Source organism: Candidatus Seongchinamella marina (assembly GCF_026262685.1).
In the GTDB taxonomy this organism is placed as follows: domain Bacteria; phylum Pseudomonadota; class Gammaproteobacteria; order Pseudomonadales; family Halieaceae; genus Halioglobus; species Halioglobus marinus.
Map to the genome: position 1 here is coordinate 486,464 of NZ_SHNP01000004.1, position 26,774 is coordinate 513,237.

At 54.0% G+C, this 26,774-nt stretch carries 27 protein-coding genes; 14 read left to right on the plus strand and 13 right to left on the minus strand.

The genetic code is table 11. The features are described from left to right. Positions 1–66: 66 nt before the first annotated feature. From EYC87_RS13495 to EYC87_RS13510, 4 genes are read left to right on the plus strand one after another with little or no spacing between them, the layout of a single operon-like run. Positions 67–1,110: a MarR family winged helix-turn-helix transcriptional regulator gene (locus EYC87_RS13495; protein WP_279253341.1), complete on the plus strand. Its 1,044-nt coding sequence runs from the start codon at positions 67–69 to the stop codon at positions 1,108–1,110. Between the two features lie 14 nt (positions 1,111–1,124). Beyond that, positions 1,125–1,514: a carboxymuconolactone decarboxylase family protein gene (locus EYC87_RS13500; RefSeq protein ID WP_007228634.1), complete on the plus strand. Its 390-nt coding sequence runs from the start codon at positions 1,125–1,127 to the stop codon at positions 1,512–1,514. A gap of 2 nt (positions 1,515–1,516) precedes the next feature. Next, positions 1,517–2,284 carry a sterol desaturase family protein gene (locus tag EYC87_RS13505; protein ID WP_279253342.1) on the plus strand — a complete coding sequence of 256 codons (768 nt, stop codon included), beginning with the start codon at positions 1,517–1,519 and terminating at the stop codon, positions 2,282–2,284. Between the two features lie 29 nt (positions 2,285–2,313). Next, positions 2,314–2,835 carry an SRPBCC family protein gene (locus tag EYC87_RS13510; RefSeq protein ID WP_279253343.1) on the plus strand — a complete coding sequence of 174 codons (522 nt, stop codon included), beginning with the start codon at positions 2,314–2,316 and terminating at the stop codon, positions 2,833–2,835. A gap of 51 nt (positions 2,836–2,886) precedes the next feature. On the opposite strand, the gene EYC87_RS13515 is transcribed toward EYC87_RS13510, so the two are convergent. Further along, complete coding sequence (locus EYC87_RS13515; RefSeq protein ID WP_279253344.1) at positions 2,887–3,381, minus strand: regulatory protein RecX; 495 nt, start codon at positions 3,379–3,381, stop codon at positions 2,887–2,889. A gap of 90 nt (positions 3,382–3,471) precedes the next feature. Then, the gene (recA, locus tag EYC87_RS13520) at positions 3,472–4,515 is read right to left on the minus strand and encodes a recombinase RecA (protein ID WP_007228464.1); all 1,044 of its coding nucleotides are present in this window, start codon (positions 4,513–4,515) and stop codon (positions 3,472–3,474) included. Between the two features lie 341 nt (positions 4,516–4,856). On the opposite strand from recA, the gene EYC87_RS13525 reads away from it, so the two are divergent. Beyond that, positions 4,857–6,206 (plus strand): malonyl-CoA decarboxylase, encoded by a 1,350-nt coding sequence (locus tag EYC87_RS13525; protein WP_279253345.1) that lies wholly within the window; start codon positions 4,857–4,859, stop codon positions 6,204–6,206. 34 nt (positions 6,207–6,240) lie between these two features. Here the strand turns inward: EYC87_RS13525 and EYC87_RS13530 are convergent, their stop codons facing one another. The 6 genes from EYC87_RS13530 to EYC87_RS13555 form a co-directional block, all read right to left on the minus strand. Further along, positions 6,241–7,083: an alpha/beta fold hydrolase gene (locus tag EYC87_RS13530; RefSeq protein WP_279253346.1), complete on the minus strand. Its 843-nt coding sequence runs from the start codon at positions 7,081–7,083 to the stop codon at positions 6,241–6,243. 4 nt (positions 7,084–7,087) lie between these two features. Further along, a complete protein-coding gene (mmsB, locus tag EYC87_RS13535; protein ID WP_279253347.1) occupies positions 7,088–7,972 on the minus strand; it encodes a 3-hydroxyisobutyrate dehydrogenase in 885 nt (294 codons plus the stop codon). A 113-nt stretch (positions 7,973–8,085) separates the two neighbouring features. Further along, a complete protein-coding gene (locus EYC87_RS13540; protein WP_279253348.1) occupies positions 8,086–9,198 on the minus strand; it encodes an enoyl-CoA hydratase/isomerase family protein in 1,113 nt (370 codons plus the stop codon). Beyond that, positions 9,198–9,986 carry an enoyl-CoA hydratase gene (locus EYC87_RS13545; RefSeq protein WP_279253349.1) on the minus strand — a complete coding sequence of 263 codons (789 nt, stop codon included), beginning with the start codon at positions 9,984–9,986 and terminating at the stop codon, positions 9,198–9,200. The genes EYC87_RS13540 and EYC87_RS13545 overlap by 1 nt, the downstream gene beginning before the upstream one ends. Next, the gene (locus EYC87_RS13550; RefSeq protein WP_279253350.1) at positions 9,983–11,143 is read right to left on the minus strand and encodes an acyl-CoA dehydrogenase family protein; all 1,161 of its coding nucleotides are present in this window, start codon (positions 11,141–11,143) and stop codon (positions 9,983–9,985) included. The genes EYC87_RS13545 and EYC87_RS13550 overlap by 4 nt, the downstream gene beginning before the upstream one ends. A 3-nt stretch (positions 11,144–11,146) precedes the next feature. Continuing rightward, positions 11,147–12,550, minus strand: coding sequence for an aldehyde dehydrogenase family protein (locus tag EYC87_RS13555; protein ID WP_007228620.1), 1,404 nt, complete (start codon positions 12,548–12,550; stop codon positions 11,147–11,149). A gap of 103 nt (positions 12,551–12,653) precedes the next feature. Here EYC87_RS13555 and EYC87_RS13560 point away from each other — a divergent pair, with 103 nt between their 5' ends. Beyond that, complete coding sequence (locus EYC87_RS13560; RefSeq protein ID WP_279253351.1) at positions 12,654–13,535, plus strand: AraC family transcriptional regulator; 882 nt, start codon at positions 12,654–12,656, stop codon at positions 13,533–13,535. Positions 13,536–13,601: 66 nt separating this feature from the next. After that, positions 13,602–14,300, plus strand: coding sequence for a LolA family protein (locus EYC87_RS13565; protein ID WP_279253352.1), 699 nt, complete (start codon positions 13,602–13,604; stop codon positions 14,298–14,300). 30 nt (positions 14,301–14,330) lie between these two features. On the opposite strand, the gene hda is transcribed toward EYC87_RS13565, so the two are convergent. Genes hda through EYC87_RS13580 form a run of 3 tightly spaced genes read right to left on the minus strand, consistent with a single transcriptional unit; the run spans position 14,331 to position 17,141 of the window. Then, complete coding sequence (gene hda / locus EYC87_RS13570; RefSeq protein WP_279253353.1) at positions 14,331–15,053, minus strand: DnaA regulatory inactivator Hda; 723 nt, start codon at positions 15,051–15,053, stop codon at positions 14,331–14,333. Then, positions 15,031–16,113, minus strand: a complete 1,083-nt coding sequence (locus EYC87_RS13575; protein WP_279253354.1) for an AI-2E family transporter — start codon at positions 16,111–16,113, stop codon at positions 15,031–15,033. The genes hda and EYC87_RS13575 overlap by 23 nt, the downstream gene beginning before the upstream one ends. Next, on the minus strand, positions 16,101–17,141 hold the full coding sequence (locus EYC87_RS13580) for a DUF2066 domain-containing protein (protein WP_279253355.1): 1,041 nt from the start codon (positions 17,139–17,141) through the stop codon (positions 16,101–16,103). The genes EYC87_RS13575 and EYC87_RS13580 overlap by 13 nt, the downstream gene beginning before the upstream one ends. 155 nt (positions 17,142–17,296) lie before the next feature. Between EYC87_RS13580 and purM the strand changes: the two genes are divergently transcribed. From purM to EYC87_RS13595, 3 genes are read left to right on the plus strand one after another with little or no spacing between them, the layout of a single operon-like run. Next, entirely contained in the window at positions 17,297–18,337 is a 1,041-nt protein-coding gene (gene purM, locus EYC87_RS13585; RefSeq protein WP_279253356.1) for a phosphoribosylformylglycinamidine cyclo-ligase, read from the plus strand. Further along, positions 18,334–18,999, plus strand: a complete 666-nt coding sequence (gene purN, locus EYC87_RS13590; protein WP_279253357.1) for a phosphoribosylglycinamide formyltransferase — start codon at positions 18,334–18,336, stop codon at positions 18,997–18,999. The genes purM and purN overlap by 4 nt, the downstream gene beginning before the upstream one ends. After that, positions 18,947–19,714 carry a DUF3108 domain-containing protein gene (locus EYC87_RS13595; protein ID WP_279253358.1) on the plus strand — a complete coding sequence of 256 codons (768 nt, stop codon included), beginning with the start codon at positions 18,947–18,949 and terminating at the stop codon, positions 19,712–19,714. Before purN ends, EYC87_RS13595 begins: the two co-directional genes overlap by 53 nt. 15 nt (positions 19,715–19,729) lie before the next feature. Here EYC87_RS13595 and dcd read toward each other — a convergent pair whose 3' ends face one another. After that, positions 19,730–20,299, minus strand: a complete 570-nt coding sequence (dcd, locus tag EYC87_RS13600) for a dCTP deaminase (RefSeq protein WP_040540749.1) — start codon at positions 20,297–20,299, stop codon at positions 19,730–19,732. A gap of 14 nt (positions 20,300–20,313) precedes the next feature. Next, on the minus strand, positions 20,314–21,129 hold the full coding sequence (gene apbC / locus EYC87_RS13605; RefSeq protein WP_279253359.1) for an iron-sulfur cluster carrier protein ApbC: 816 nt from the start codon (positions 21,127–21,129) through the stop codon (positions 20,314–20,316). 202 nt (positions 21,130–21,331) lie between these two features. Between apbC and metG the strand changes: the two genes are divergently transcribed. From metG to rsxC, 4 genes are all read left to right on the plus strand, one after another. Continuing rightward, entirely contained in the window at positions 21,332–23,380 is a 2,049-nt protein-coding gene (gene metG, locus EYC87_RS13610) for a methionine--tRNA ligase (protein ID WP_279253360.1), read from the plus strand. Between the two features lie 166 nt (positions 23,381–23,546). Next, positions 23,547–24,125, plus strand: coding sequence for an electron transport complex subunit RsxA (gene rsxA, locus EYC87_RS13615; RefSeq protein ID WP_007228699.1), 579 nt, complete (start codon positions 23,547–23,549; stop codon positions 24,123–24,125). A 6-nt stretch (positions 24,126–24,131) separates the two neighbouring features. Continuing rightward, a complete protein-coding gene (gene rsxB, locus EYC87_RS13620) occupies positions 24,132–24,743 on the plus strand; it encodes an electron transport complex subunit RsxB (RefSeq protein WP_007228516.1) in 612 nt (203 codons plus the stop codon). Beyond that, positions 24,740–26,773 (plus strand): electron transport complex subunit RsxC, encoded by a 2,034-nt coding sequence (rsxC, locus tag EYC87_RS13625; RefSeq protein WP_279253361.1) that lies wholly within the window; start codon positions 24,740–24,742, stop codon positions 26,771–26,773. The genes rsxB and rsxC overlap by 4 nt, the downstream gene beginning before the upstream one ends. Position 26,774: the final 1 nt, after the last annotated feature.

The window sequence follows — 26,774 nt, forward strand, 5'->3', positions numbered from 1 at the left end:
TATGTGGCGAACAAATTTATGTCAAGCTAGATTGACATATAGTCAATTCGCATTTACATTCGTTGCATGCGAAGCCCCGCCAACATAGAATTCTCACGCGATATCGAACGGCGTTATCAGGACAATGTTGCTCGCCACATTCTCAGCATCAGCCTTTACATGCAGTCTGAAATCATGGGTGCTTTAACCGTGAGCCATGGTCACAGCCAACTCAGAATCAACTTCGAGCCCTACATATCCATGGCAGCGCGGTCTGGCGCCAGACTTTCTGAAATCGCTGAAATGTTGGGTATTTCTCGACAAGCAGCAAACCAGACAGCCAATCAAATTGAGAGAGCTGGATACCTGCGGCGCGCCTCCGATCCATCCGACGGACGAGCAAAACTACTAGTCACTACGCCCCGCGCGATGATGCTGGTGAAGCAAGGTGCTGCCGAGGCACTGGCACTGGAAAATCAATTTGCAGAGCTCGTAGGTGAAGCCAACATCGCACAGCTGAATCTATCAATGACAAAGCTCAGTCGCAGGCTTGGACTTCTTTTCCCTTATCAAGGCGAGCAAGCATTGACACTGGCTGCCACTCTGCCGCGAATGTCCGATTACATCACCCGTCGCTTGCAACAGCTGACGATGCAGAAGGGCCATCCCCAACTGAAGCGAAGTTTTGGCACAGTACTTACCGCTATAGGCCCGCGGGGCGGTCGTATTCAGCAAATGGCCCGCAGTCGAGATATCAGTAAGCAGGCAGTCAGCGCCATTGCTACTGAATTAGAAGCGCTTGGCTATATCGAACGCGTGGCAGACGCGGCTGATGCTCGGCAAGTGGTCTTACAATTTACCAAAGCAGGTAGAGCACTTATTGCCGATTCCGTCGACTCCGTAAACCAGCTGGTGGCCGAATTTGCTGAGGCGATTGGCGATGACGAACTTGAGCACTTAAAACACACTGTTGCCAAAATTTATCGCTTACAGCATCTGGAAGAAGACATCTTTGGTAATGCCTCCGGCAACGACATTCAGGCAATGGCTCAGCAACTAAGCATGCAACTGGGCGAGCAAGGCGCTATAAATCTAGGTCGGTTGTTGCTGGCAGGTAACTCCGGGCACTAAGAAAGGAAACAGGAATGAGCACATCTTCACGACGCCAGCAGGGCGAAGAAAAAATCAAGCAGGTCTATGCTGGCGACGTGGTAGTACCTCCCGAGGGTTACGCGTTCACCGACATTATGCTGGAAACGCTGTTTGCCGAAGTCTGGACAAGAGACACACTGTCCATGCGTGACAAACGCATTCTGCTGCTGGGCATGATTGCAGCACAGGGAGAAGGCATGACATTCAAAATACAGACTAAGGCCGGCATCAAAAACGGAGAATTGACGGCTGAAGATGTGCGTGAACTGCATCTCTTCATCGCCCAGTACTGTGGCTACCCCAGAGCAGCTGCAATGCTAGGCCCCATGGAGGAAGGCATAGCAGAAGCGCACAAAGATAACGTAGCTGCGGCGGGCGAATAGACATGGAAATGAGCTATCACTGGCTGGCTGGACTGGTCACCGTCATTGGCACCATAGTCGCCATTGCCCTGGGTCAACTTTTAGTCTTCAAGATTCCTGCGATCGCTAAAGCGCGCGACCTGAATAACGCGCAAAACAAGGAAAAATGGCGTAACCGGGCAAAAAAATACCATGGCAGAGTCAAAATCAGTCAGAAGCTCGGCTTAGGTGTTAATTTAATATTCTACATACTTTTCATGCCATTTCTCGTCACGCTACAGACACAGCCCGTTGCTAAAATTGCGCTGGATGTACTGATGATCATGATGATCTACGATTTTTTCTACTATCTCATGCATCGCTTTCTTTTCCATGGCCAGGGCTATTTACGCCAGGTTCATGCCGTTCATCACCAGGCCAGAAGTAGAATCAGCTCCATCGACTCTCACCTGCTCCATCCTGTTGAACTGATTATGGGCGTGGCTCTTTTTTACGCTGTGATCAGCGCCATCGCGGTTGTTTCGGGTCAAGCGCTTCATGTTTCGACCATCATTATTGCCACCGTTATTTACACGCAGCTCAATCAAATTAACCATTGTCGAATTGACCTGCAAGGCTATCCTTGGAAAACACTTAACTGGATAGCGATCAGACACGACGCCCACCACCTGGATATGCACAAAGGAAACTTTGCGACAATCACCCTGCTCTACGACTGGATGTTTGGGACTTTGGAAATTCACCCCATTGAACAAACAGCTGTAGGCCAAAACCAGGCGACCGGTAAGTAAACTTAAAAATCAATAAATCAGGGTTCACTATGAGCGACTATTTCGAATGCACTCCCGTTGGGCTCGACTTCCTTGAACATACTAAAAACGTCTTCAAGGCCGAAGAGATTGTCAAAGCCTCTCCAGAGCAAATTTTTGAAGTTTTCGAAGATGCGCATGCCTGGACAGTCTGGGCAATGCCAATCCAGAAGGTCGAATGGACCTCACCGAGGCCATTTGGCGTTGGTACGACTCGCACGGTTTCAATGATGGGTGGCATGGATGGCTACGAAGAATTCATCGCCTGGGAACCGGGCAAACGTATGGCATTTACTTTTGTAGGCTGCAGTAAAGACTCTACGGACAAATTTCTTGAAGACTATCGTGTCACTGACCTTGGCGATGGCAGTTGTCGCGTCGAATGGCACATGGCCATGGAGACGCGCGGAGCATCACGACACATGATGTTTCTGACTCGTCCTTTGATGCGTCTAGCCAATCGCAGTATGTTCAAAAAATTTCGTAAATATACAGAGGCCTACGCTGCAAGGGCTAGCCAGCCGGAACCTTAAGCCACTCAATACTGACTGGCACAGTTTGAAACAATGCAAAGAACGATTCGATCAATTGAGCAAGTGCTGAAAATGATCGTGTTCAAAACCCCGGTATTGCATAAAGCGGCTGCGCTTTGCCTTTTCTTTGATATCTTCAGCAGGCAGGCTGCCAAACTTTCGGTGAAAAACCAGCTTGGCTAGCGCATACCAGTCCGGCTGCTCTGCATTGATTGCTAGCTGTATCCCAGTATCGCTGATCCCCTTCCGGCGCATTTCCTGTCGAATACTAATCGGGCCGCGGCCGCGGGATATGCGTTGGCGCAAATAACTTTCAGCAAATCGCTCATCGCTTTGCAGGTTTTCCTCTGTTAGGCGTAACAATTGCTCATCGACAAGGGCAGGTTCGTCGAAGCGTTTGAGAAGTTTCTGTCGTAGCTCTTTAGAGGAGTGCTCTCTTCGCGCCAGCAGGTTCATTGCCGAAAAGCGAATATCAGTCGGATTGACTGCATTCAGCTGTTCTAGTTCCTGCGGGGAGATATCACCCTGAATCGAAATATCAGACATGTGCTAAAAAAGAGGCGCCGGGGGCGAGAGTGGGATAAGTGGACCCCCGGCACCTCATGGAAAAGCTATGCAGCTGAGAAGCGAGCAGGATTACTCCTGCTCAGCGGCCGGCTCTTCGCTCTGAACCTCTTCTTCCGCTGGCTTGGGCGCACTTAGCGTTTGCTCACGGATAGCGGCCTCGATTTCATTAGCTACTGCAGGATTAGCCTCCAGGAACTTGGACGCATTGGCCTTACCCTGACCAATCTTATCTCCTTTGTAGGCGTACCAGGCACCGGATTTGTCGACCAGATTGAGTTTAACGCCCCAGTCAATGACTTCACCCATGTGGTAAATGCCTTTGCCGTACATGATTTGGAATTCGGCCTGCTTGAAAGGTGGCGATACCTTATTCTTCACCACTTTCACTCGGGTTTCATTGCCAACTACCTCGTCTCCATCTTTCACAGCACCGATGCGACGGATATCCAGACGCACCGACGAATAGAACTTGAGGGCGTTACCACCAGTGGTGGTTTCAGGGGAACCAAACATCACACCAATCTTCATACGAATCTGGTTAATGAAGATCACCAGGCAATTAGTTTGCTTAATGGCGGCTGTAAGTTTGCGCATAGCCTGACTCAACAGACGAGCCTGTAAACCCACATGGGAGTCTCCCATGTCACCTTCAATTTCGGCCTTGGGCGTTAGCGCCGCGACAGAGTCTATAACCAACACGTCTACCGCGCCTGAGCGTACCAGCATCTCGGCCACTTCCAGCGCCTGCTCACCAGTGTCTGGCTGGGACATGATCAGCTCGTCCATCTTCACACCAAGTTTCTCGGCGTATTGTGGATCGAGCGCATGCTCCGCATCGATAAAGGCTGCTGTTCCGCCTGCCTTTTGAGCCTCGGCAATCACCTGCAGGGTAAGTGTTGTCTTACCGGAGGACTCCGGTCCGTATATTTCGCAAATTCGGCCTTTAGGCAAACCGCCTATGCCCAGGGCAATATCCAGACCCAGTGAACCGGTTGAGATGGAGGGGATGGCCTCGTGCTTAACATCCCCCATACGCATCACGGTACCTTTGCCGAACTGTCGCTCGATCTGGGTGAGTGCTGCGTCCAACGCCTTTTCTTTGTTCGCATCCATAGTTTTGCTCCCTTTACTCTTTTTGACCACTTGTTATAACCACCTGATTGTTTACCACTATGATCGCCGTGCATTCGCTGCACTGCCAAACTACTGTATATATACTCAGTGCTTTGAAAGTGAATTGCAAGCCCCAAAAGCCATTAAATTCAGCCAGCCGGAATCACCTGTGTGAATTAGCGACAGGTGCAGAATCGCACAAGACGCCGATACAGACGTCTCCCCGCCTCCCGACCCCGGATCAACCTACCTTCGAGTGTAGTATTCTCAGTCGCTATGTTGTGGCATCCTTTCTTCCACACTCAGCTGGCGGTAGAGGCCAGTTCAAACGAGAAGCACGCATGTTGTCAAAAACCACCGATCAGGAAGCACCTGTTCAAGCTCGCGAAGAGAGCATCACTGTGCTGGGCCGCGCGCTCACCTCGGTCATTTCCGCCGGCAAAGAAATCCTGGCCAAGCGGCGCCCATTCGCCGAATCCGCCCAGGGAGCTACTGAGTCATTGGTGTCGCTTTGCTCTGGACTGCTGGAGCACCGGGGCGAAGCCTCCGGCCTCGCGCTCGCTCAGGAAGTAACCGACGGCTATCGGGCACTGTCTGCGACAGAGCAGCTAGCATTCTTCATCCGGCTGGCCACTGACTTCGATATTGATCAACAGGCGTTACTGAGCGCCACCGAACGTTACCGCGAAAACCCTGACTACGACCGCTTGCAGGACATCACCCGGGCTGTTGAAGCTCCAAGGCAAAAACTGTTTCGCCGCATCAATATGGCACCGGATGGCACCCGAACACTGGTCGCACTGCGTGGCGACCTGCTGCGGGTGCTGCGAGCCAATCCGCAACTTAAAGCGGTAGACTCAGACCTCAAGCACTTGTTCATATCGTGGTTTAACAAGGGCTTTCTTGAGTTGCGCAGCATTGACTGGTCGTCTCCCGCCGTCGTGCTGGAAAAATTGATTGCTTATGAAGCTGTGCATGAAATTAATGGCTGGGAGGATTTGCGCGGAAGACTGCGTGAAGACCGCCGTTGCTTTGCCTTTTTCCACCCGGCCATGGGTAACGACCCGCTGGTGTTCGTAGAAGTAGCACTAGTCGACGAAATCCCGGATGCGATCGCTCCGCTAATCGATCGCAACCGCGAAACTATCGCCGCTGACAAGGTCAATACGGTGGTGTTCTACTCAATCAGTAACTGTCATCCGGGATTGGCCGGTATCTCTTTCGGTAACTTCCTGATCAAGAATGTTGTCGAAGTTTTGAACAAGGAAATGGAAGGCCTGAAAACTTTCGTCACCCTGTCACCAGTACCCGGCTTTCGTCGCTGGCTGAAATCTGCAGATCTTGAGGGATTGGCTGATGAGGCGCTTGTTGACAAGCTGAGGGAACCAGTCGGTAGAGTCGTTGAAGGTGTCGTGCAAGCCGCCCTGGTAAGGCTCTGCGCCCACTACCTGCTTAACGTAAAGTCCGGTGACTTAGCCAAGGACCCAGTAGCGCGCTTCCACCTGGGCAACGGCGCGCGACTGCACAAGCTGCACTGGGGAGCAGACACCACCACCAACGGCAGAGAGCAGTCCGGCAGTATCATGGTCAACTACCTCTACGACCTGCAAAAAATTGAGATCAATCATGAGGAATATTTCGATGAAGGCATCATCAGCGCATCGAAATCAGTGAAGCGCATGCTGGACTAGTTGGCGCCAGCAATTCAGCGCCCGGTTCTCAGCGCTAGCCAAGAATTAAACGGTTTACCGTTGCGGGGGCCTCATACATTGCCCAGTGCCCTACCCCGGGTAGCTCGTGAAATTCAGCATCGGCTTGGGCTTGCAGAAACAACTGGCGACGAGCTTCAATATTCACTCTGCCGCCTGCGGTCGCATCATATTGGCCCCAAATACCCACCACGTGAGCCTCGATCTGGGAAAGGACCCCTGCCAGATCGTTACTGCCAGCCATACGCCGACTGCGCAGCCTATGCTGTTTCAGGTTATTGCTGTGGATATGCACTGCAAGGTCATCAATACAGCTGGGGTCATGCAGCATCAGTCTTGCCAGATTCTCCCGGTGTATACCCTCTGCTGCTGCTTGATCAAGTTCGGGACCCGGAAGCGGCAATAGCTGGGCTTGCACGTGCAGCGCGCCAAAACCCGAAGCTCCTATCAACACGCAGCGAGCGCATTGCGAACCGGCCGAGGCAGCCACAAGACCCGCTATCAGGCCACCAAAGCTGAAGCCCACGAGCTCAAATACCTGTTTGTCGCCGTGCAGTTCACGCCAACCGGCCAGCACTAATTCACTGATTTTCGCGGTGTTCCAGGGCTCAGGCAAGTCACCGGAAGAACCCAAGCCCGGAAGGTCCAGTGTCCACACCGCGTAGTGCTCGCTCAGCGCTTCAATATTGGAAACCCAATGATTCCAGGAGCCGAAACCACCGTGCACCAGCAATAAGGGAGTAGCATCTGCCGAACTGGCAGGCCACTGCTGCCAAGCCATCCTGCAGTTCGCTTGGTCAGTCCAATGATGCCGGGCGCATTGGGAGAGCGCCGACAGCACTCTCTGCGGTGATTCCATGCTCTCAGTCCTGCATTTGCTCCAGGATACTGGAGAAATCGCGCTGTCCGTTGCCTTTCTGCTGATGCTGCTCATAGAGCGACTGCGCCAGCTTGCCCATACGGTTGTCAACGCCAGACTGCTCGGCAATGCCGAGCGCGAGGCCAAGGTCCTTGGCCATCAGGTCCACCATAAACCCGGGCTTGTAGTCATTACTCGCAGGCGCGTTTTCCATCACCCCCGGGTAGGGATTGTAGACTTCCAGAGACCAGTTCCTACCGGAAGAAGCCAACATGATTTCCGACAGCACTGCGGGATCAAGACCGTTGCGTGCGCCCATTTCCAACGCTTCGCAGCTGCCAATCATGTGGATGGCTAACAACATGTTGTTGCAGCCTTTAGCCACCTGGCCTGCTCCCGCTGGTCCGGCGTGAAAGATATTCTTGCCCATATCAGCGAGGATTATTTTTGCCCTGGCAAAGGCTTCTGCGCTGCCGCCACACATGAATGCCAGAGTACCGGCGGCGGCGGCCGCAACACCCCCGGAAACGGGAGAATCCATAAAACCAATACCGGCTGCAGATGCCGCCTCTCCCACGGTTCGCGCGGTTTCAGCGTCAATGGTGCTGCAGTCCAGTACCGTGGTACTCGAATCCAGCCTTGCTAACAAACCATCGTCTCCGAGGTAAGTTGCAGCGACATGCTTGCCCGCGGGCAGCATAGAAATCACATACTCTTTGCCTGCTACTGCCTCAGCTGCTGAAGCCGCAACCGCCGCGCCGGACTGTTGCAGGTCTGCACAGGCGGCGGGCATTAAATCAAAAACAGTGACTTCATGTCCGGCCTTGATCAGGTTCTTGGCCATGGGGCCGCCCATATTACCGAGGCCAATAAATGCTACTAGGGACATTGTTTTCTCCAATTAATGTTTCGGGTCTCCCCGCTGCTACTTTCACTCAATGCCGCAATACTGCTGTTCTTTGCGGGCACCGGGATTCTCGCGTTAGCGATAAGGATGGTGCATTAGCCAAGGTCCGCCAATGGGTTGCTGTCCCACGGGGCAGTGAAAAAGCCATCCAAAACATCACCGGGCACATCGCGAGAAGACGGGTACTGCCACACAGGATTACGATCCTTGTCAATCAGCAGCGCACGAACGCCTTCAGCAAATTCCGGATGACGCACGATATTGGTCGCCAATTGCACTTCCGCGCGGAAAATATCCGCCAGCCCCATATGCCGGGTTTCCCACAACTGTCGGTGAATCCACAGCGCGGCTAATCTGGAGCCCTGCTGCAAACTGTCGCGCGCTTTTGCCAACCAGGGGTCGTCGGTGTCCTGAGAGGTAATTCTGTCGATGATATCGTGCACATCTTCACCATCGAGGAGTTGGGCAATCGTTGCCGCATGCGGCTCTACCTGCCCCGCTGGAGAAGCGGTAATGCTTTGCTCGGCAAACGGCCTCAGCACATGGCGCACCTGCGCGTGATTTTTCTCTACATCATCAGTCCAGGGCTGAACGAGTAATTCAGCGATGACGGCATCCTTGTGTTCACTGGCAATAAATCGGTCGGCAATACCAATGTAAATAGCATCGGCCGCATTGATCGATGCGCCGGTCAGCGCCAGAAACTCTCCAGTGTTACCGGGCGCGTGATTAAGAAACCAGCTGCCGCCAACATCAGGGAACAGGGCGATGGTGACCTCTGGCATTGCGATCCGGGTACGCTCAGTAACGACCCTGTGCGAACAACCAGCCATCACCCCCAGGCCACCCCCCATGACAATGCCATGGCCCCAGCACACAATAGGCTTGGCATAAGTATGCAGGGTGTAATTCATCCGGTATTCGCGGGCGAAAAATGCCTCCGCATAGTCGCAGGGACCCCCCGGCTTATCGATCGCAGATTGGTGTAACGCTTGAACGTCTCCGCCGGCGCAAAAGGCCTTTTCGCCAGCGCCTTCTATAAAAACTGCAACGATATTGTCGTCATTCGCCCAAACATCCAGTTTCGCCTGCAGTAGGTCCACCATCTCCAGGGTCAGCGAATTAAGTGTGGCAGCAACGCTTAATGTGACGCGGCCCACCTTGCTACCCGCGGCGTCCAGCTCTGCAAACAGTACCGAATCACTCATCAGCAATTTTTCCACTGAGGTTTACGCTTCTCCAGAAAAGCGTTGACCCCTTCACGCTGGTCTTCCGTGCTGAACAAATCCACGAACTCGGTACGCTCGTCGGCAAGGCCTTTGGAAATAGTGATGTCACTGGCACTGTGGATAAGACGCTTACAGGCGGCAACCGAAATGGGGCTTTGCTGACCCACTTGCTCTGCCAGCGCCATGGCGCGCTCCAAAGCCGTACCTGTGGACACTATCTCTTCTACTAAACCAATCTCATGCGCCACTGATGCTTTAACGCGTTCGCCACACAAAATAATTCTCTTGGCCCAACCAAGACCGACCAGCTGAGTCAAACGCTGGGTGCCACCGGCGCAGGGCAACAAGCCTACTTTCGCCTCAGGCAAGGCCATTTGCGCCTGTTCTTCAGCGATACGAATGTCACAGGCTAAAGCCACTTCCAGACCACCGCCCATGGCAAAGCCATTGATCGCAGCAATAGACACGCCGCGAAAATCAGCCAGTTTTTCAAATGCTTTACCGAATTCCGCAGCCATTTCCCCCGCCGCCTGGGGGTCTCCATCAGCAAAAATATTGAGGTCCGCGCCCGCCGAAAAAAACTTCTCCCCGGCACCGGTTATCACCAGGGCATAGACTTCCCGCGTGTTGTTAAGCGCCTCGACCAGGTCTTCCAGGGCGGGCAAACTTTCGGTATCCCAGGTGTTGGCTGCGGGGTTATCAATGGTCACAACTGCAGTGTGCCCAACGATATCGACCTTGATTTTCTCAGAATTACTTAAGCTCATTTAATTACCTCTAATGCACCTTCCATTAACAGTCGACGCGAAACAATAACCCGCATGATTTCGTTTGTACCCTCCAGAATCTGGTGTACACGCGTATCACGCACATGCCGTTCCATAGGGTACTCCTTGATATAGCCGTAACCGCCGTATAACTGCAGTGCGTCATTGCAGACATTAAAGCCTACATCGGTGGCAAAGCGTTTGGCCATCGCGCAATACGTAGACGCCTGGCTATCTTTGTTATCGAGCTTGCTGGCAGCCAGACGCACCATTTGCCGCGCTGCAACCAGGTCGGTCAACATGTCGGCCAACTTGAACTGCGTGGCCTGAAAATCAGCAATCGCTGTATCGAACTGTTTACGTTCCTGCACATAGGCAACCGCTTCCTCCAGTGCCTGCTGGGCAGTGCCAATTGAACAGGTGGCAATATTGATTCGACCACCGTCAAGACCTTCCATGGCGATCGCAAAGCCCTGGCCTTCCCTTCCCAGTCTATTCGCTACCGGCACCCGCACGTTATCGAAGGTCACCATACGAGTGGGCTGCGCGTTCCAGCCCATTTTGTCTTCTTTCTTGCCATAGCTAATGCCCTGGGCATCAGCTGGAATCAGTAATGCCGATATCCCCTTGGGACCTGCTTCCCCGGTGCGCAGCATGACCACCAATACATCGGTTTCGCCAGCGCCTGAAATAAATACCTTGGATCCATTCACCAGGTAGTCGTCGCCATCTTGCACCGCACTGGTGCGCAGAGAACCTGCATCAGAGCCTGCGCCGGGCTCGGTTAAGCAATAAGAGGCCAACTTGCTGCCCGAGACCAACGCTGGACACCATTGATCCATCACTGCCTGCGAGCAGTACTTCCCCACCATATTGGTGGCCATATTGTGAATCGTAAGAAACGCCGCGGTTGCGGTACAGCCTTTGGAGAGCTCTTCAACGATCAGGCTGGCGTCCAGCCGGGACATACCCAAACCGCCCGCTTCTTCGGGTGTATACATACCCATAAAACCGAGCTCACCGGCCTCGGCTAATACTTCTTTCGGAAAAATGGATTCTTCATCCCATTTCGCAGCGTGGGGAGCGAGTGCTCCCTCGGAAAACGCGCGAGCACTCTCTACGAACGCCCGCTGGTCGTCACTCAGGGAAAAGTCCATGATCTAGCTGAACTTCGCCATTACCGCACCAAACAACTCCTCATCAGAAGGAATAGTCTTGGTGGTAGCGAGGGGCTTGGACACCCAGGTTTCGTTAATCAGGTCACGCCAGGTGATATTGTGGTTGATGGAATTGCCACCCCAGGAACCGCAGCCCAGTGAGAAAGTCTGACGCATTCCGTTCCAAAGATTACCGCTATTGGAGGCGGCCTGTGGCTGGTTGACCATAACCCGGGAAGTACGGGTAGCGTCGGCCAGCTTGAGGACGTTATCGTCATTGTAAGAGTAAATGCCGCAACTGTGACCCTGGCCCTGATATGCCTGAATCTTGTTGGTCATTTCAATGGCTTCATCGATATCCTTCACCTTGTAGAGCGCCATTGTGACGGTCAGTTTCTCTCCCGAGAAAGGATGGTCGGCGCCGGCACCTGTTTCAGGAACAATAAGAAAGCTCTTGCCTTCCGGCAGATCGATGCCGGCTTGTCCGCAGATAGTCTGCGCATGTTGAGCAACAATTTTTGCGTTCAGGTGATCATCTTCCCAAATCACGCTTTGCAATTTTGCTTTATCATCACCCTCGATCACAAAGCCGCCTTCATGCTTCAACTTTTCCAGCAATTCGTTGTACACAGACTCGAACACCAGCACCGAGTTATCGGAGGAGCAAGAGGCCGCCAGGTCCAGTGTCTTGGAAATACGGATTTTCTCAGCCGCCTCATCCAGGTCAGCAGTATCGTCTACGGTAATAACTGCGTTGCCAACACCCACACCCAGAGCGGGCGTGCCAGAAGAATACGCCGCCGTTACCATGGCCTCACCGCCTGTCGCCAGTACGCGATCACACTGAGCCATCAGCTCATTGGTTTTGTCCAGCGAGGGAACATCAATGCTCTGTACCAGGTCGGCAGGAGCGCCACAGAGTTCTAGGGCTTCACGCATGTAATCGCAAATTTTCTTGTTGGTCAGCTTGGCGCGAGGATGAGGCGCTACAATGATGGCATTGCGTCCCTTTACAGCGGAGATCGCTTTAATCACCGGGGTAGCTTCGGGGTTAGTCGAGGGCGACAGGGCTCCGATCACACCAACTGGCTTGGCGATCTTAACAATATTGCGTTCCGGTAATTCTTCAATCACTCCCACAGACTTGTCATCAATAATGTCCATTAAGGTTGCCCGAGTCTTGCGATGAATCTTCAGGTACTTACCTTCGTAATTGCCCAGCTGGGTTTCCTCAACCGTAAAGCGGGCGATCTCTTCAGAGCGGTCCTCACGTGCCACGGCGTATACCATCGCAGTGATGAGCTCATCCACCTGCTCCTGTGTATAGTCGGCAATCTGCGCCTGGGCCGCGCGAGCGCGGGACATCATCTCGGCGACTTCCTGCGCCGGGCTTTGTGCTTCTGACATGCTAAGTCCTCTCACCAGTAATTTAAGATAGCTCCAAAGTTTAGCACTGGCCTGCAAACCGCCATATTGACTAAATTGCTAAATACATGGACTATATTGTTTTATGAGCAATCCTTCGAAATGGCCCCTGCCCCATGCTGGTGTGCGCTTTATCACGCCCACTTTTATGCTGGAGAAACTGGCGAGACATCCCTTAACAAAGGACTGTTATCCCACGGCCATGGGCTACTACCCCGCCGCCAGCGGCCACCGCATGCAGCGTGAGCGCCATGATGACAACCTGCTGCTATATTGTACCTCGGGTCGCGGTCAGCTTACCGTTGGAGACTGGCACAGCCAGGTGACGGCTGGACACATCATGCTTTTACCTCAGGGCCTGGCCCACACCTACGAGGCAGATGGCGACGATCCGTGGACCCTTTACTGGGTCCACTTCCAGGGCGCCAGTACCCGGGTATTCATGCAGTATCTTGGCTATAGAGAGGACCGACCGCTGACGAGTGCCGGCGTCTCTCCATTGCTCATAGGGGCCTTTACCAATCTGCTGGAGGTACGACGCACCGGCTACTCCACCCGGGCATTTATCAATGCTTCCAACCACCTTCGCCACCTGATCACTCAAATGTCGATGGAGATCAGCGCGCACGCGGGGCGCCTGCAGTCTGGATTTGAGTTGGATCACGTGCAGGCGTATATGCTAGAACACATCGACCAAACCATCACCCTGGACGCCTTGGCCCAAGTCGCCAACATGTCCAAGTATCACTTTTCTAACCGCTACAAGACGCTTACTGGTTACCCGCCGATCAAACATTTTCTCAATATGAAAATGGAGCATGCCTGTCACCTGCTGGATTCCACTGACATGGGAGTGAGTGAGATTGCCCGGGGGGTAGGTTATGACGACCCACTCTACTTTTCCCGCCTGTTCAGTAAAACCGTTGGCAGTTCGCCCAGGGGGTATCGCTCGTCGACCAGGAAGTAGACCTGCAACTTAGCATTACTTTGTTGTACCCTTTAGCCCGGCTTTAAGATGACGGAGATACCGCAAATGAAAACACTCATCCAACGACTGGCACTGCCGCTCGTCACCCTGTTAGTGCTGAGCACACCGGCACTTTCAGCTGGACCAAAGATTTCCTGGGATCTGGACGACGCGCTCAAGCAGGTAGACCGGCAGGCCGATGACTTCAAGTCGGCCATGGCGCGAGTAGAAATTGTGCGCCGGGATTTAGGCGGCGTAGAACTAAGCAGAGAGCAAGGCACCGTCTTTGTCGACCGCAAAGGCAAGATTCGTTTGGACACCGATGCGCCCAAGCACAGAAGCTACATTGTGGAGGGCAGCACTCTGCACATCCATTACCCGGGTGAAAAGCGGGTCGAGGAATATTCTTTATCACGCCATAAGAACCGCATGGAGCCATTCATTCGCCTGGGCTTTAACAACAGTGGCCGTGACCTCAAAGACGACTACCTGCTGACATCACTGGGCGAACGAGACATTGGCGAGAGTCGCACTCTGGGGCTGGAGCTCACACCAGAGAAAGAAAAGACCCGCGCGGTAATGGGAAAGGCCCAGCTGTGGATTGACCAGGCATCCTGGATGCCAACTGAGCAAGTCATCACTGCATCAAGCCAAGGTGAAGAGATCACCCTCACCTACACATTTGTAGCCCGCAACCTGGAGCTGAATCCTGACCTTTTTTCTACGCGTTGGCCGCGAGGCACCGACAAGCAGAAGATAAAGTAGGTTAACGCAGCCTGGTGGCCGATAAAGGCATCACCAACCCAGCACTTGCTTGACGAAAGGAATCGACAAAGCACGTTTCTGCACCAGAGAGGCCCGGTCCAGTTGGTCCAGCAGCTCGAGTAACCGCTCCAAATCCCGTGGTACGCGATTGACGATAAACACGGCGACCTCATCAGGCAGCGCCAAACCACGGCGAGTGGCTCGAAATTGCAAGATCGCCTGCTTTTCTTCATCGCTTACTGAGGGCAGCTGGTAGACGACACCCCAGCTGAGCCTGGAGCGAAGGTCGGCCAGCGAAACATCAAGTACTCGTGGAGCGCCGCTGGCGGCGATCAGCAAGCGGCAGCCCCACTCTTTGCTGCGATTGTAAAGGTCAAACAAAGCCAGTTCCCAGGCCTCATCCCCCAACACTGCATCCAGGTCATCCAGAGCGACCAGACCCAGAGTTTCCACACCCGCCAAAACCTCCTCAGGTGGATAAACCTGTAGCTCTCGCAGCGGCAGGTATAGCGCTTGCTCACCGGCCAGATGGCAAGCTGCCTGCAGCAGATGGGACTTGCCGCTGCCCCGGCTACCGTGCAAGAAAACAACTGAATCACCTTCGCCAGCGCACAGCGCCTTGACTCCCTGCAGCAGCGCTTCACTGAGCGGAAACGGCAGAAAGTTCTCCAGAGTTGCATCGTCGCGCAGCTGCACCAGCAATGGCAGCTGTTGACCGGACTGGGCCACTTCAATCGCCCCCGTACAGCTCACTGGAGCGGTACTGCTGCAGGGCATGACGCAGGAAAACCATGATGACTGCCCCCACGGGCAAAGCCAGCACTACCCCTACAAAGCCTGCCACCTGCGCGCCCGCCATCAGCACAAAAATCACGGCCACCGGATGAAGACCGATTCGATCTCCCACCAGGATAGGGGTCAGCAACATGCTCTCAACAGCCTGTCCCACGCCAAACACAAGCACGACCCAGAGCAACATAGTCCAATCGTTGAATTGGGCGTAAGCAGCAATCAGCGAGGCGACAATACCGACCATAAAGCCCAAGTAAGGCACAATACTGGACAGACCCGCGATCAACCCCAGTAGCATGGCCAGTTGCAGACCTACCAGCCAGAGCCCGGCAGAATAAATAGCACCCAGAGCGCACATCACCAGAAACTGTCCGCGAAGAAACGCACCAACCACCTCGTCGGCCTCGCCCGCCAGTTCGGAAGTACGCTGTTGCCAGGAAAGTGGAATAATACCCAGCGCTTTGTCCAATAGCAGGTTCCAGTCACGCATGAGGTAAAAAGCGACAACTGGCACCAGGGCGAGATTGGCAAGACTCAGCAACAGATTTGCCCCGGAACCGGTAATTCGCTTCAGTGACTGGGCAGTAAACTTACCCACTGACTGCCAGTTATCCGCAAGTTGGCCGGACCAATCTACCTGGGGCAGTCGCCTCTCCGGAATAGCCAGCCGCTGCTGCAACCAGGGAAGAGCATCTTGAGTCAGCCAACGATAGATCTCGGGGACTTTGCTAATCAACGCGTCCAGCTGATGCAATAGCATAGGCAACGCAAAAATAATGGCCAGAGTGATAATCGCGCTGAACAGCAGAAACACAACGGCAACGCCCAGGGTGCGACCAACGCCCCGACTTTCCAATCGATCAACCAGAGGGTCGCCTAAATAGGCAATCAGGCCACCTAAAACGAAAGGACTCAAGATAGGCTGCAACAAATACAGTGCAACGCAAATAACGGCGGCCAGCGCAATTGCAACGGGCCAACGATAAACTTCGCTTGGTTCAGAAGGGGTCAATTGCGCCATTGGTAAACTAACTCTCCAGGCAACGACTCTACAGGCTGCAAGCGGTCGTTCAGTTCAATAATTGAAATTAACTGGGCAGCATCGGCCGCAGCGTCAAGACCAAACTCCACACTGTCGCCGCGAATCGACTCGATATTAGCGTGTTCTATCAACTCCAGACTCTCCAACCAACTCACAATAGCCGTGTAATCGGAAAACTCGTATACACCACTTACCGTCATTTGCACCCGATCGTCGACGACACCGGTCGCTGCAACGGCATAACGCGAGGCTATTTCCTCTGCCGCCAGAGCGACGCCATCCTGTAAAAAACCGGCAGCGAGCGGTGCGCTACTACTGCGATCGAGGCGGTGCTTGCCATAAAGGTAGCTCCAATCCCCAGTCCAGGTTCCACTGGAGATAACCACTCCACGTCCGACCAGAATATCCTGAATATCGTAGCGATTGGACGCGGTCTGGATGATCGGTCCGCGCTGTTCCCAGACATCCTCTACCGCTATTGAGGTAGCATCACTCAAGTCAAAAAGTGGTAATTGCACCGGCAAACCACGGCGCTCAAACTCTGTGACCAGTTGCGCCGCCAAATCGGGTGTGTCCGCGAGACTGACGAACTGCCTGCGACCGTCAAGATCGACCACCATCCATACCAGCACCCGCGGCCGATTAGCCGTCCAAAGCGGCAAACGCGCTTTGGTGAGCAGGCCGTTCACAAAAGATGCTTCAAATTCAAAACGAGCATAAAGCGCTTTATCAGGGCCGGAGTCCCGTAAAAAGACGTACTGCTGCACATGATCGCGGGCGTTTGGAAGCACCGCAACCACATCTGGGTGTCCAAGTATGTCCTCGCTTCCGGAGACTTTAACCAGCACCTCCGCCAGCGCATCCTGCGAAGCACTCGCCAATGCACTGCTACTCTGATTTTCAATAGGCAAACGCGCCGAGTGCAAATTCTTCACCACCTCGGCTACTACTCCGTTCCCGGCCACGAGCATTAAAGCCACGACCAGACCGGACAATCTCTTGAACACAACCGCTTCCTGCAACAATAGAATATCGCTGCATTGTAACAGCCCTGTTCCGACAGGGGCAGCGCGGTGCTATTTAACGATATTGGTAGGTGCGCCAGTGCCTCAACCGTACTAAAATAGCCAGCCTTTTTAATCCTGCGTGGACCACCCAGCCAATGACTGATGACAGCAGCAAGCCTTCCCTGAGCTACAAAGACGCAGGAGTAAACATTGACGCCGGAAACGCATTGGTTGAGCGCATTAAGGGAGTTTCCCGGCGCACCGCCAGGCCAGAAGTCCTGGGAGGACTGGGAGGGTTCGGGGCGCTGTGCGAAATCCCCGAGGGTTACAAACAACCGGTTCTGGTATCGGGCACTGATGGCGTAGGCACTAAGTTGCGACTCGCCATGGACATGGGCATCCACAACACCATCGGCATTGACCTGGTTGCCATGTGTGTAAACGACTTGGTCGTGGCCGGTGCAGAACCCCTGTTTTTCCTCGACTACTACGCCACCGGAGCACTGAATATCGATACTGCGGCAGACGTTGTCGAAGGGATTGGTCGCGGCTGTGAATTAGCAGGTTGTGCCCTGGTCGGTGGCGAAACGGCGGAAATGCCAGGCATGTACGAAGGCGAGGATTACGATCTGGCCGGATTTTGCGTCGGCGTAGTCGAAAAATCAGAAATAATCGACGGTAGCGCGGTAGCAGCAGGTGACGTGCTGCTTGGGGTGGGCAGCAGCGGTCCCCACTCCAACGGCTACTCGTTAGTCCGCAAAATTCTGGAGGTCAGTAGTGCTGACCTGTCGCAACCTATGGGTCAAGGCTCGCTGGGGGACGCACTTCTCGCTCCCACCACTATTTATGTCAAGGCTCTGCTCAGCCTGTTCAGTTCAGTAAAAGTCAAAGCCCTGTCCCACATAACAGGCGGCGGACTGCTCGAGAATATACCCCGGGTACTGCCCGATGATTGCGACGCCCAGATAAGTACTCAAAGTTGGCAGTGGCCAGAGGTTTTCCATTGGTTGCAGAGCAACGGCAATGTCGAAACACGAGAAATGTATCGCACCTTCAACTGCGGCGTTGGCATGGTGATATGCGTGAGCCAAGACGAGGCGGCAAGCGCGCTTGAAATCCTTAATCAGTCTGGTCATGAAGCCTGGCAGATAGGCCATATAAGCGCTGGCAGCAATGAGGTTGAGCTGCAGTCGTGACCAGCAGCCGCAAAGCCCGGCTGGTCATACTGATCTCCGGCCGTGGCTCTAACATGCAGGCATTTATCGAAGCCTGCAAGACCGGGCAAATTGACGCAGACATTGCCCTGGTACTGAGTAACTCGCCAGACGCAGCGGGACTGGCAACCGCAGCAGCAGCCGGCATTGCCACAACTTCCATCGATCACCGTCGTTATGAAAGCCGTAAGGACTTTGACGCCGCCCTGGTCTCAACATTGCAAAAGTATCAGCCCGACCTGGTCATACTGGCGGGATTCATGCGCATCCTGACGCCGGTATTTATTACACCTTTTGCGGGAAAATTATTGAACATTCACCCTTCTCTGTTGCCCAAATATCCTGGGCTGAATACCCATCGTCGTGCCCTGGAGGCCGGCGACAGGGAGGCGGGAGTGACAGTTCATTACGTAACTCAGGAGCTGGACGGCGGCCCGCCCATCATTCAGGCAAGAGTGCCCATAGAACAAGGGGACAGCCCCGAGACATTGGCCACACGAGTGATCGTGCAAGAACATATTATCTACCCCATAGCGGCCAAATGGCAGCTGCAGGGAAGACTGCAACTTGACGAACAGGGAGCAACTCTGGATGGAAAACGTATACCGGCCACTGGCATCGACTATGTTCAGGGCATTGAATAGACGCCTTTTTGCGATAGCGGCGATGGCGGCCGTTGCAGCGCTATGCGCGGCTGGCAGTGCCTCTGCTGCAGACGAGCCTCAGGGCCTGCTGCCCTATTCGGTCGAGTACAAGACAACCGCCCGTGGCATGGCCCTGAAACTGAACCGGAAACTTGAGCAAAATGCCGACGGCAGTTACACGCTGACCAACGGCGGCAAAATCATGGTGGTGGGCTTTCACGAGATGAGTGTATTCTCCGTGGACGGGAGCGCTATCAGGCCAAAGTCCTACGTTTATCAGGGCACCGGCTTGATCAATCGCAGGCGCGAAGTCCATTTTACCCCCGGAGCAGCAACGATCCGCAGCCTTTACAAAGAGCAGTGGTATGACCTTCCTTACAAGGAAGGGACACTGGACAGGATGAGCCAGCAAGAGCAAGTGAGGCTGTTACTTCTCAACGATCCCACACCCAAAGAAGACATTTTGATCACCGTGGCAGACGGAAAGAGGGTCAAGGACTACCAGCTGAGATACGTGGGCGAGGAGACCCTGAATACGCCCATAGGTTCTCTGAAAACGTTGCACTTTGAACGGGTCCACGATGACCCAGACCGTAAGTCGGACACCTGGTTAGCACCTGAGCTGGGCTACTTAATGGTAAAAACTGTCCACATTGAAGATGGAAAACCCACCGAAGCCATTGTCACCAAAGCCTCTGTGGGTGGCAAAAACTAACATAGACCTGCGGCGTCAGGCCTTGGGCAGCGTGACGCCTGTCTGGCCCTGGTATTTGCCTCCCCGGTCCGCGTAACTGACCTCACAAACCTCATCTGATTCAAAAAACAGCATCTGGGCCACACCTTCGTTGGCGTATATTTTGGCTGGTAGGGTAGTGGTATTGGAGAACTCCAGCGTGACATGCCCCTCCCATTCAGGTTCCAGGGGCGTCACATTGACAATAATGCCGCAGCGGGCATAGGTGGATTTACCCAGGCAGATGGTCAGCACATTGCGCGGAATACGGAAGTACTCCACAGTGCGGGCCAAGGCGAAGGAGTTGGGCGGTATCACGCAAACATCACTGCTCACATCAACAAAACTGCCCTCATCAAAACCCTTGGGGTCGACTGTAGCGGAGTTGATATTGGTGAAAACCTTGAACTCGCTGGAACAGCGCACATCGTAGCCGTAACTGGAAGTGCCGTATGAAATCAGGCGATCGCCGCCCTCCCCGGTGCGAACCTGCCCGGACTCATAGGGTTCAATCATGCCCTGTTCTTGCGCCATTCGGCGAATCCATTTGTCTGCTTTGATACTCACTTTCGTTTTCCCGTTCAGTCGTCTGAAATTTGTATATTGGGAAATTGACGCACACCGTCATCGCCCTCTTGCACCAATACCGCTCGTATTTTGTCCGCCATCTGCAGGTAAAGTGCAGTCACCGGAGAGTTGGGCTGGGCCATAACCGTCGGCTGCCCCGCATCCATCTGTTCACGAATTCCGCGATCCAAAGGCAAACTGGCCAACAAAGGAACTCCGTACTCAGCCGCTATTTGCTCTCCGCCATTCTCACCAAAAATATGCTCCTGATGACCGCAGTTACTGCAAACATGAATCGCCATGTTTTCCACGATACCAAGAATAGGCACATCCACTTTGCGGAACATTTCGATTCCCTTCTGGGCATCGAGCAAGGCAATATCCTGAGGCGTGGTCACTATAATCGCCCCGGCTAAAGAGGCTTTCTGGGAAAGAGTGAGCTGTACGTCGCCTGTTCCCGGTGGCATATCAATGATGAGGTAGTCCAGCGGCCCCCAAAGTGTCTGTTCCAGCATTTGCGCCAGGGCACCACCCGCCATAGGACCACGCCAGACCATAGGCGTTTTTTCTGTCACCAGATAGCCCATAGACATTGTCCGCAGCCCGTGTGCCTTGATGGGAAGCAGAAACTGACCGCCTTGTTGCTCCGGGCGAACTCCCTCGGCCACGCCCAGCATCAATTGCTGGCTGGGACCATATATATCGGCATCCAGCAGCCCCACCTGAGCACCGCGCGCCTGCAGCGCCAGAGCGAGGTTAGCCGCTGTAGTGGATTTACCTACTCCGCCTTTGCCTGAGGCAATAGCGATAATATGCTTGATTTCGTTCATGAGTTAGCACGTCGATTAGCTGAGCCGACACAAGTCACTGGCCCAATTGAGGCGGCTAGTATACGGACAAGCGCTGGCGCCGACTAGCGTCCCCGCACCGGGCAAAGACTATCGCCCTCACAGCTCAGCATAACGGGTGAAAGCGGCGGTCAAAACCGCTATAGTAGCGCCCCGTTTTTAAGCACTCGGACACCTTGGAACTATGGCTGCAAACGCCCCCCGAAAAATACTGGTAACCAGCGCGCTGCCCTACGCCAACGGACCCCTGCACCTGGGCCACATGCTGGAGCAAGTGCAGACCGACATCTGGGTGCGGTTCCAGCGGTCGAGGGGCCATGATTGCCTTTACGTCTGTGCTGATGACGCTCACGGTACCGCCATTATGCTGGCGGCAGAAAAACTGGGCATCTCTCCAGAGCAGCATATTGAGAGCATGCGAGAGCGTCATATACACGACAGCAGTGGTTTTCTCATCGACTTCGCTAACTTTTACAGCACCCACACTGAGGAAAATCGCAAGTGGAGCGAAGATATCTACGGCCGTCTGAAAGCGAACAATCACATTGCTTCCAGAACAATCACCCAGGCCTTTGACCCGGAAAAGGAGCTATTCCTGGCGGATCGCTTTATCAAGGGGACCTGCCCCCGCTGCAAGGCAGAAGATCAATACGGCGACAACTGCGAGTCCTGTGGCGCCACCTACAGCCCGTCGGACCTGATCGACCCCGTTTCTGCAATATCCGGCGCTACCCCGGTAGACAAAGAGTCAAAGCACCTGTTCTTCAAATTGCCCGAGTTTGAAGCCATGCTGAAACAGTGGCTGGACTCAGACACCTTGCAACCTCAGGTTGCCAACAAGCTGCGTGAATGGACCGACGCCGGATTACAGGAGTGGGACATCAGCCGCGACGCCCCCTACTTCGGTTTTGAGATTCCAGGCGAATCGGGGAAATACTTTTACGTCTGGCTGGACGCACCGATTGGCTACATCGCCAGCTTTGACAATTACTGCCAGCGCACCGGCCATAATTTCGACGAATACATTGAGCCCGGTGGGGATACCGAGCTTTACCACTTTATCGGCAAAGACATTATCAATTTCCATGGCTTGTTCTGGCCCGCCATGCTGCATTCGGCAGGCCTGCGCACGCCAACGGCGATCTTCGCCCACGGTTTCCTCACGGTGAACGGAACCAAAATGTCCAAAAGTCGCGGCACGTTTATCAATGCCAGTACCTACCTGGAACATCTGGACGCCGAATATTTACGCTACTACTACGCCGCAAAGCTCAGCAACTCGGTAGACGATATCGACCTGAACACCGATGATTTCATTCAACGGGTAAATTCTGATGTCGTTGGCAAGGTTGTCAATATCGCCAGTCGCTGTGCTGGCTTCTTGCGCAAAGGTTTTGATAACACTCTCAGTCCAGAATGCGCTGAGCCCCAGTTGTTGGCTGATTTTATCGCCGCCGGCGACAACATTGCCGCTCTTTATGAACAAAGAGAATTCAACAAGGCTATACGAGAGATTATTGCCCTGGCCGACCGCGCCAATCAGTATATCGATGACAAAAAGCCCTGGGTGCTGGTGAAAGAAGAAGGACAAAAAGCAGAAGTTCATGCGGTCTGCAGCGTCGGCATCAACCTTTTCAGGGTACTGATGACTTACCTCAAGCCTGTACTTCCAGCAATGGCGGCAAAGTCAGAGGCTTTCCTCAACATTTCCCTGGATTGGACGGCACTCGAATCTCCGCTGGTGAATCACACGCTGTCAAAGTTCAAACCGCTGATTCAGAGAATCGATCCAAAACAGGTTGAAGCGATGGTTGATGCCAGTAAACCAGCGGAGCAAAACACACCGACCGCAGCCCAGCGGCCAGTGACGCAAACAAAATCGGATGATGACATGCAGCAAGCCGAGACTATTGAGTTTGACGACTTCGCCAAAGTAGACCTGCGAATTGCTAAAATTACCGCGGCCGATCACGTGGAAGGAGCGGACAAACTGCTGCAACTGACACTGGACCTTGGAGAACTGGGCAGCAGGCAGGTATTTGCCGGCATCAAGTCCGCTTACCAGCCTGAAGACCTGGTCGGTAAGCACACCGTCGTCGTAGCCAACCTGGCTCCCCGCAAGATGCGCTTTGGTGTCTCCGAGGGCATGGTGCTCGCTGCTGGTCCGGGAGGCGAAAACATCTACTTACTGGAACCTCATGACGGCGCCACGCCCGGAATGAAAGTCAAATAGACAGAGGCTTTGAAAGCCAAAGGCCTGTTCCGCGTGCCTTACCTGGTCAGCATCCAGACTAACGACCATCGGTCAACTTGAACATGCTGATATCAATGCGGGGACGGGTTAAACTACATGGTGTAAAAAAAATCAAAGCTGACTGTTTTTGCGGTAACATACTCTGATGCTTACAGATTATTCCATCCTGTTGATCGGCGCGATTCTGGTCAACAATTTCGTTCTGGTGCAGTTCCTCGGACTGTGCCCGTTCATGGGTGTGTCTAACAAACTCGAAACAGCGATGGGCATGTCCATGGCAACTACGTTTGTCCTGACCCTTGCATCCGCTTGTAGTAACCTGACCTATCACTTCCTTTTGCAGCCTCTAGGGCTGGGCTACCTCAAGACCATATCCTTTATTTTGGTGATTGCTGTGGTAGTGCAATTCACTGAAATGGTGGTGCGCAAATCCAGTCCATTACTGCATCGCGTACTGGGTGTATACCTACCGCTCATTACCACCAACTGCGCTGTTCTAGGTGTTGCGCTGCTCAACATTAATAAAGAGCACAATTTCATGCAGTCGCTGTTTTACGGATTCGGCGCTGCCGTAGGTTTCTCGCTGGTGTTAGTGCTATTTGCGGCCATGCGCGAGCGCCTTGCGGTCGCCGACGTTCCCTCCCCTTTTCAGGGCGCCGCCATTGGCATGATTACCGCTGGCCTGATGTCACTGGCCTTTATGGGCTTTGCGGGATTGGTGTAGGCGCTAGTGTACGAATTAATTGCACAATATCCCCTGTTTGCCGCCCTTTTTGCGCTGGTTGGCCTGGGCGTTGTTTTCGGCGCACTGCTTGGCTACGCGGCGGTTCGCTTCAAAACTGAAGGCAATCCGATTGTCGACCAGATTAACGAAATTTTGCCTCAAACCCAGTGCGGCCAATGTGGTCACCCCGGTTGCCGGCCCTACGCCGAGGCTATAGCAGACGGTGAACCCATTAATAAGTGCCCTCCGGGCGGCCAGGCCGGTGTTCAGGCATTAGCCGACCTGCTCGACGTAGAGGCTATTGCCCTCGATGAGGAACACGGTGAGGAGAGCGTAACCCAGGTCGCCTATATTCGAGAGGACGAGTGCATTGGTTGTACCAAGTGTATTCAGGCCTGCCCGGTCGATGCCATTCTTGGCGCGGCCAAGCATATGCACACCGTTATCGTCAGCGAATGCACGGGCTGTGATTTATGCGTTGAGCCCTGCCCGGTCGATTGCATCGACATGATTTCGGAAAAGGAGTCGCTGCAAACCTGGAGCTGGCAGCTACCCAACCCAGTGAGTCGAGAAGTAGATATTATCGCCACCGACGACGCTGCCGAGGAAGCGGCATGAGACAGGTTTATGACTTCCATGGCGGCATTCATCCGCCGGAGAACAAACATCAGTCGATTGCAGCGCCGATTGCAGACGCCGGCATTCCCGAAGAACTTGTTCTTCCACTGGCACAGCACATTGGCGCGCCTGCCATCCCGGTGGTTGAAATCGGCCAGAAGGTGTTGAAAGGTCAGTTGATTGCCGAACCCGCAGGATTTGTCAGCGTTCCGCTACATGCCCCGACATCAGGCACCGTTAGTGCAATTGAGGAGCGGCAGATTGCCCACCCCTCCGGGCACTCTGCTCGCTGTGTAGTCATTGCCACCGACGGTAAGGATGAGTGGATTGATCATTCAGGCTTGGCAGATTACAAATCGGTCGATCGCTCCGAACTACTCACCATAATTCGCAACGCCGGTATTGCGGGGATGGGCGGCGCCGGATTCCCTACTGCGGTCAAACTTTCGGTAAAGGCTGAAGTCGGCATTGAAACACTGATTCTCAACGGCACCGAATGCGAGCCTTATATCACCGCAGACGATATCCTGATGCGTGAGCGGGCAGAGCAAATTATCGAAGGCGCGCAGATCATCGCCCACCTTGTTCAGCCAGACGAGATCCTGATAGGCGTTGAAGACAATAAGCCCGAAGGCATCGCAGCTCTGCAGACTGCTGCTGAAGGAACCGGGGTGGAGATTGTAGTATTTCCGACAAAATATCCCTCTGGCGGAGAAAAGCAGCTCATTGAAATTCTAACGGGCAAGCAAGTGCCCAGTGGCGGCCTGCCATCGGCTGTCGGCGTCGTCTGCCAGAATATCGGCTCTGCGGTGGCAGTGCGCGATGCGGTTATTGATGGCAGGCCACTGATCTCAAGAATCACCACTGTCACCGGTGAGGGCGTGAACGATCCGCGTAACTATGAGGTACTTCTGGGTTCCTCACTAGCGTACTTACTCGAGCAAGCCGACTACCAAACCAACAAAAATAAACGCCTGATTATGGGCGGCCCAATGATGGGATTCACTGTCCCCGACGCACACGTGCCCATCGTGAAAACGACCAACTGCGTGCTTGCGCCAGCAGAGACAGAGCTTCCTGCGCCGCCTCCGGCCCAGGCCTGTATTCGCTGTGGCATGTGTGCGGAAGCCTGCCCCGCCAGTTTGCTACCACAGCAACTTTTCTGGTTTTCCCAAGGCAAGGAATTTGAAAAAGCCGAGCAACACAATCTCTTCGATTGCATCGAGTGCGGTGCCTGCTCCTTTGTGTGCCCCAGCAATATCCCGCTGGTGCAGTATTATCGAGCAGCCAAGGCAGAAGTCGTACAACTGCGTAAAGACGCGGAGAAGTCCGAACACTCGCGGATACGCTTCGAAGCGCGCCAGACTCGACTGGAGCGAGAAGACGCCGAGAAAGAAGCCAAACGCGCCGCACGCAAGAAGGCTGCCGAGGAAAAGGCCCGCCTCGCGGCGGAACAAGGCAGCACTGAAGAAGATCCTATTCAGGCAGCAATAGAACGCGCCAAAGCCAAGAAAGCGGCGCAGGCAGAAGGCAGTAATAGCGCCGAGAGCGCCGAGGAAAAACTGGAAAAAGCCGTTGTCACCACGCGCAAACGGCTGGACACGGCGACTGCCAAATTAACCGCCGCTAAAGAAGATGGCTCAGACCTTGTTGATGCGCTGCAGACCGGCGTGGACAAGACCAGGGCCAAGCTGGAAGCCGCAGAAAAAGCCCTGCGTGAATACCAGCAGGCTGCTGCAACGAAAGAGCAACCCACTGAAGAGGCCAAGCCGATTGACGCCGCCCAGGTCGCGATTAAAAAAGCGATGGCTGCACGCGTGGCAGACGCTGACAAAAGCCCTAAAGAAAAAGCCCGTGAGGCTCTCCAGAAGCTTGAAGCGAGATTGCAAAAATCAGAAGCCAGACTGGCACAAGGCAAAGCCGCAGGTGAAGAGGAAAAAATTATCACTGCCTTGGAGTCCACGGTCGAGAGATTGCGAGAAAAAGTAGCCCAAGCGCAGTCGCAGGCTAACGAGACGGAGGTTTCCTGAC

What these genes read in the sequence shown, in the direction of transcription:
- EYC87_RS13540 (WP_279253348.1), bottom strand. Translation starts at nt 9,198, where the DNA reads ATGAGTGATTCGGTACTGTTTGCAGAGCTGGACGCCGCGGGTAGCAAG.
- EYC87_RS13565 (WP_279253352.1), top strand. Translation starts at nt 13,602, where the DNA reads ATGAAAACACTCATCCAACGACTGGCACTGCCGCTCGTCACCCTGTTA.
- EYC87_RS13500 (WP_007228634.1), top strand. Translation starts at nt 1,125, where the DNA reads ATGAGCACATCTTCACGACGCCAGCAGGGCGAAGAAAAAATCAAGCAG.
- rsxC (WP_279253361.1), top strand. Translation starts at nt 24,740, where the DNA reads ATGAGACAGGTTTATGACTTCCATGGCGGCATTCATCCGCCGGAGAAC.
- EYC87_RS13495 (WP_279253341.1), top strand. Translation starts at nt 67, where the DNA reads ATGCGAAGCCCCGCCAACATAGAATTCTCACGCGATATCGAACGGCGT.
- EYC87_RS13545 (WP_279253349.1), bottom strand. Translation starts at nt 9,986, where the DNA reads ATGAGCTTAAGTAATTCTGAGAAAATCAAGGTCGATATCGTTGGGCAC.
- EYC87_RS13530 (WP_279253346.1), bottom strand. Translation starts at nt 7,083, where the DNA reads ATGGAATCACCGCAGAGAGTGCTGTCGGCGCTCTCCCAATGCGCCCGG.
- EYC87_RS13525 (WP_279253345.1), top strand. Translation starts at nt 4,857, where the DNA reads ATGTTGTCAAAAACCACCGATCAGGAAGCACCTGTTCAAGCTCGCGAA.
- EYC87_RS13575 (WP_279253354.1), bottom strand. Translation starts at nt 16,113, where the DNA reads ATGGCGCAATTGACCCCTTCTGAACCAAGCGAAGTTTATCGTTGGCCC.
- EYC87_RS13560 (WP_279253351.1), top strand. Translation starts at nt 12,654, where the DNA reads ATGAGCAATCCTTCGAAATGGCCCCTGCCCCATGCTGGTGTGCGCTTT.
- rsxA (WP_007228699.1), top strand. Translation starts at nt 23,547, where the DNA reads ATGCTTACAGATTATTCCATCCTGTTGATCGGCGCGATTCTGGTCAAC.
- recA (WP_007228464.1), bottom strand. Translation starts at nt 4,515, where the DNA reads ATGGATGCGAACAAAGAAAAGGCGTTGGACGCAGCACTCACCCAGATC.
- EYC87_RS13555 (WP_007228620.1), bottom strand. Translation starts at nt 12,550, where the DNA reads ATGTCAGAAGCACAAAGCCCGGCGCAGGAAGTCGCCGAGATGATGTCC.
- EYC87_RS13510 (WP_279253343.1), top strand. Translation starts at nt 2,314, where the DNA reads ATGAGCGACTATTTCGAATGCACTCCCGTTGGGCTCGACTTCCTTGAA.
- EYC87_RS13550 (WP_279253350.1), bottom strand. Translation starts at nt 11,143, where the DNA reads ATGGACTTTTCCCTGAGTGACGACCAGCGGGCGTTCGTAGAGAGTGCT.
- EYC87_RS13595 (WP_279253358.1), top strand. Translation starts at nt 18,947, where the DNA reads ATGGAAAACGTATACCGGCCACTGGCATCGACTATGTTCAGGGCATTG.
- EYC87_RS13515 (WP_279253344.1), bottom strand. Translation starts at nt 3,381, where the DNA reads ATGTCTGATATTTCGATTCAGGGTGATATCTCCCCGCAGGAACTAGAA.
- EYC87_RS13505 (WP_279253342.1), top strand. Translation starts at nt 1,517, where the DNA reads ATGGAAATGAGCTATCACTGGCTGGCTGGACTGGTCACCGTCATTGGC.
- apbC (WP_279253359.1), bottom strand. Translation starts at nt 21,129, where the DNA reads ATGAACGAAATCAAGCATATTATCGCTATTGCCTCAGGCAAAGGCGGA.
- purM (WP_279253356.1), top strand. Translation starts at nt 17,297, where the DNA reads ATGACTGATGACAGCAGCAAGCCTTCCCTGAGCTACAAAGACGCAGGA.
- mmsB (WP_279253347.1), bottom strand. Translation starts at nt 7,972, where the DNA reads ATGTCCCTAGTAGCATTTATTGGCCTCGGTAATATGGGCGGCCCCATG.
- metG (WP_279253360.1), top strand. Translation starts at nt 21,332, where the DNA reads ATGGCTGCAAACGCCCCCCGAAAAATACTGGTAACCAGCGCGCTGCCC.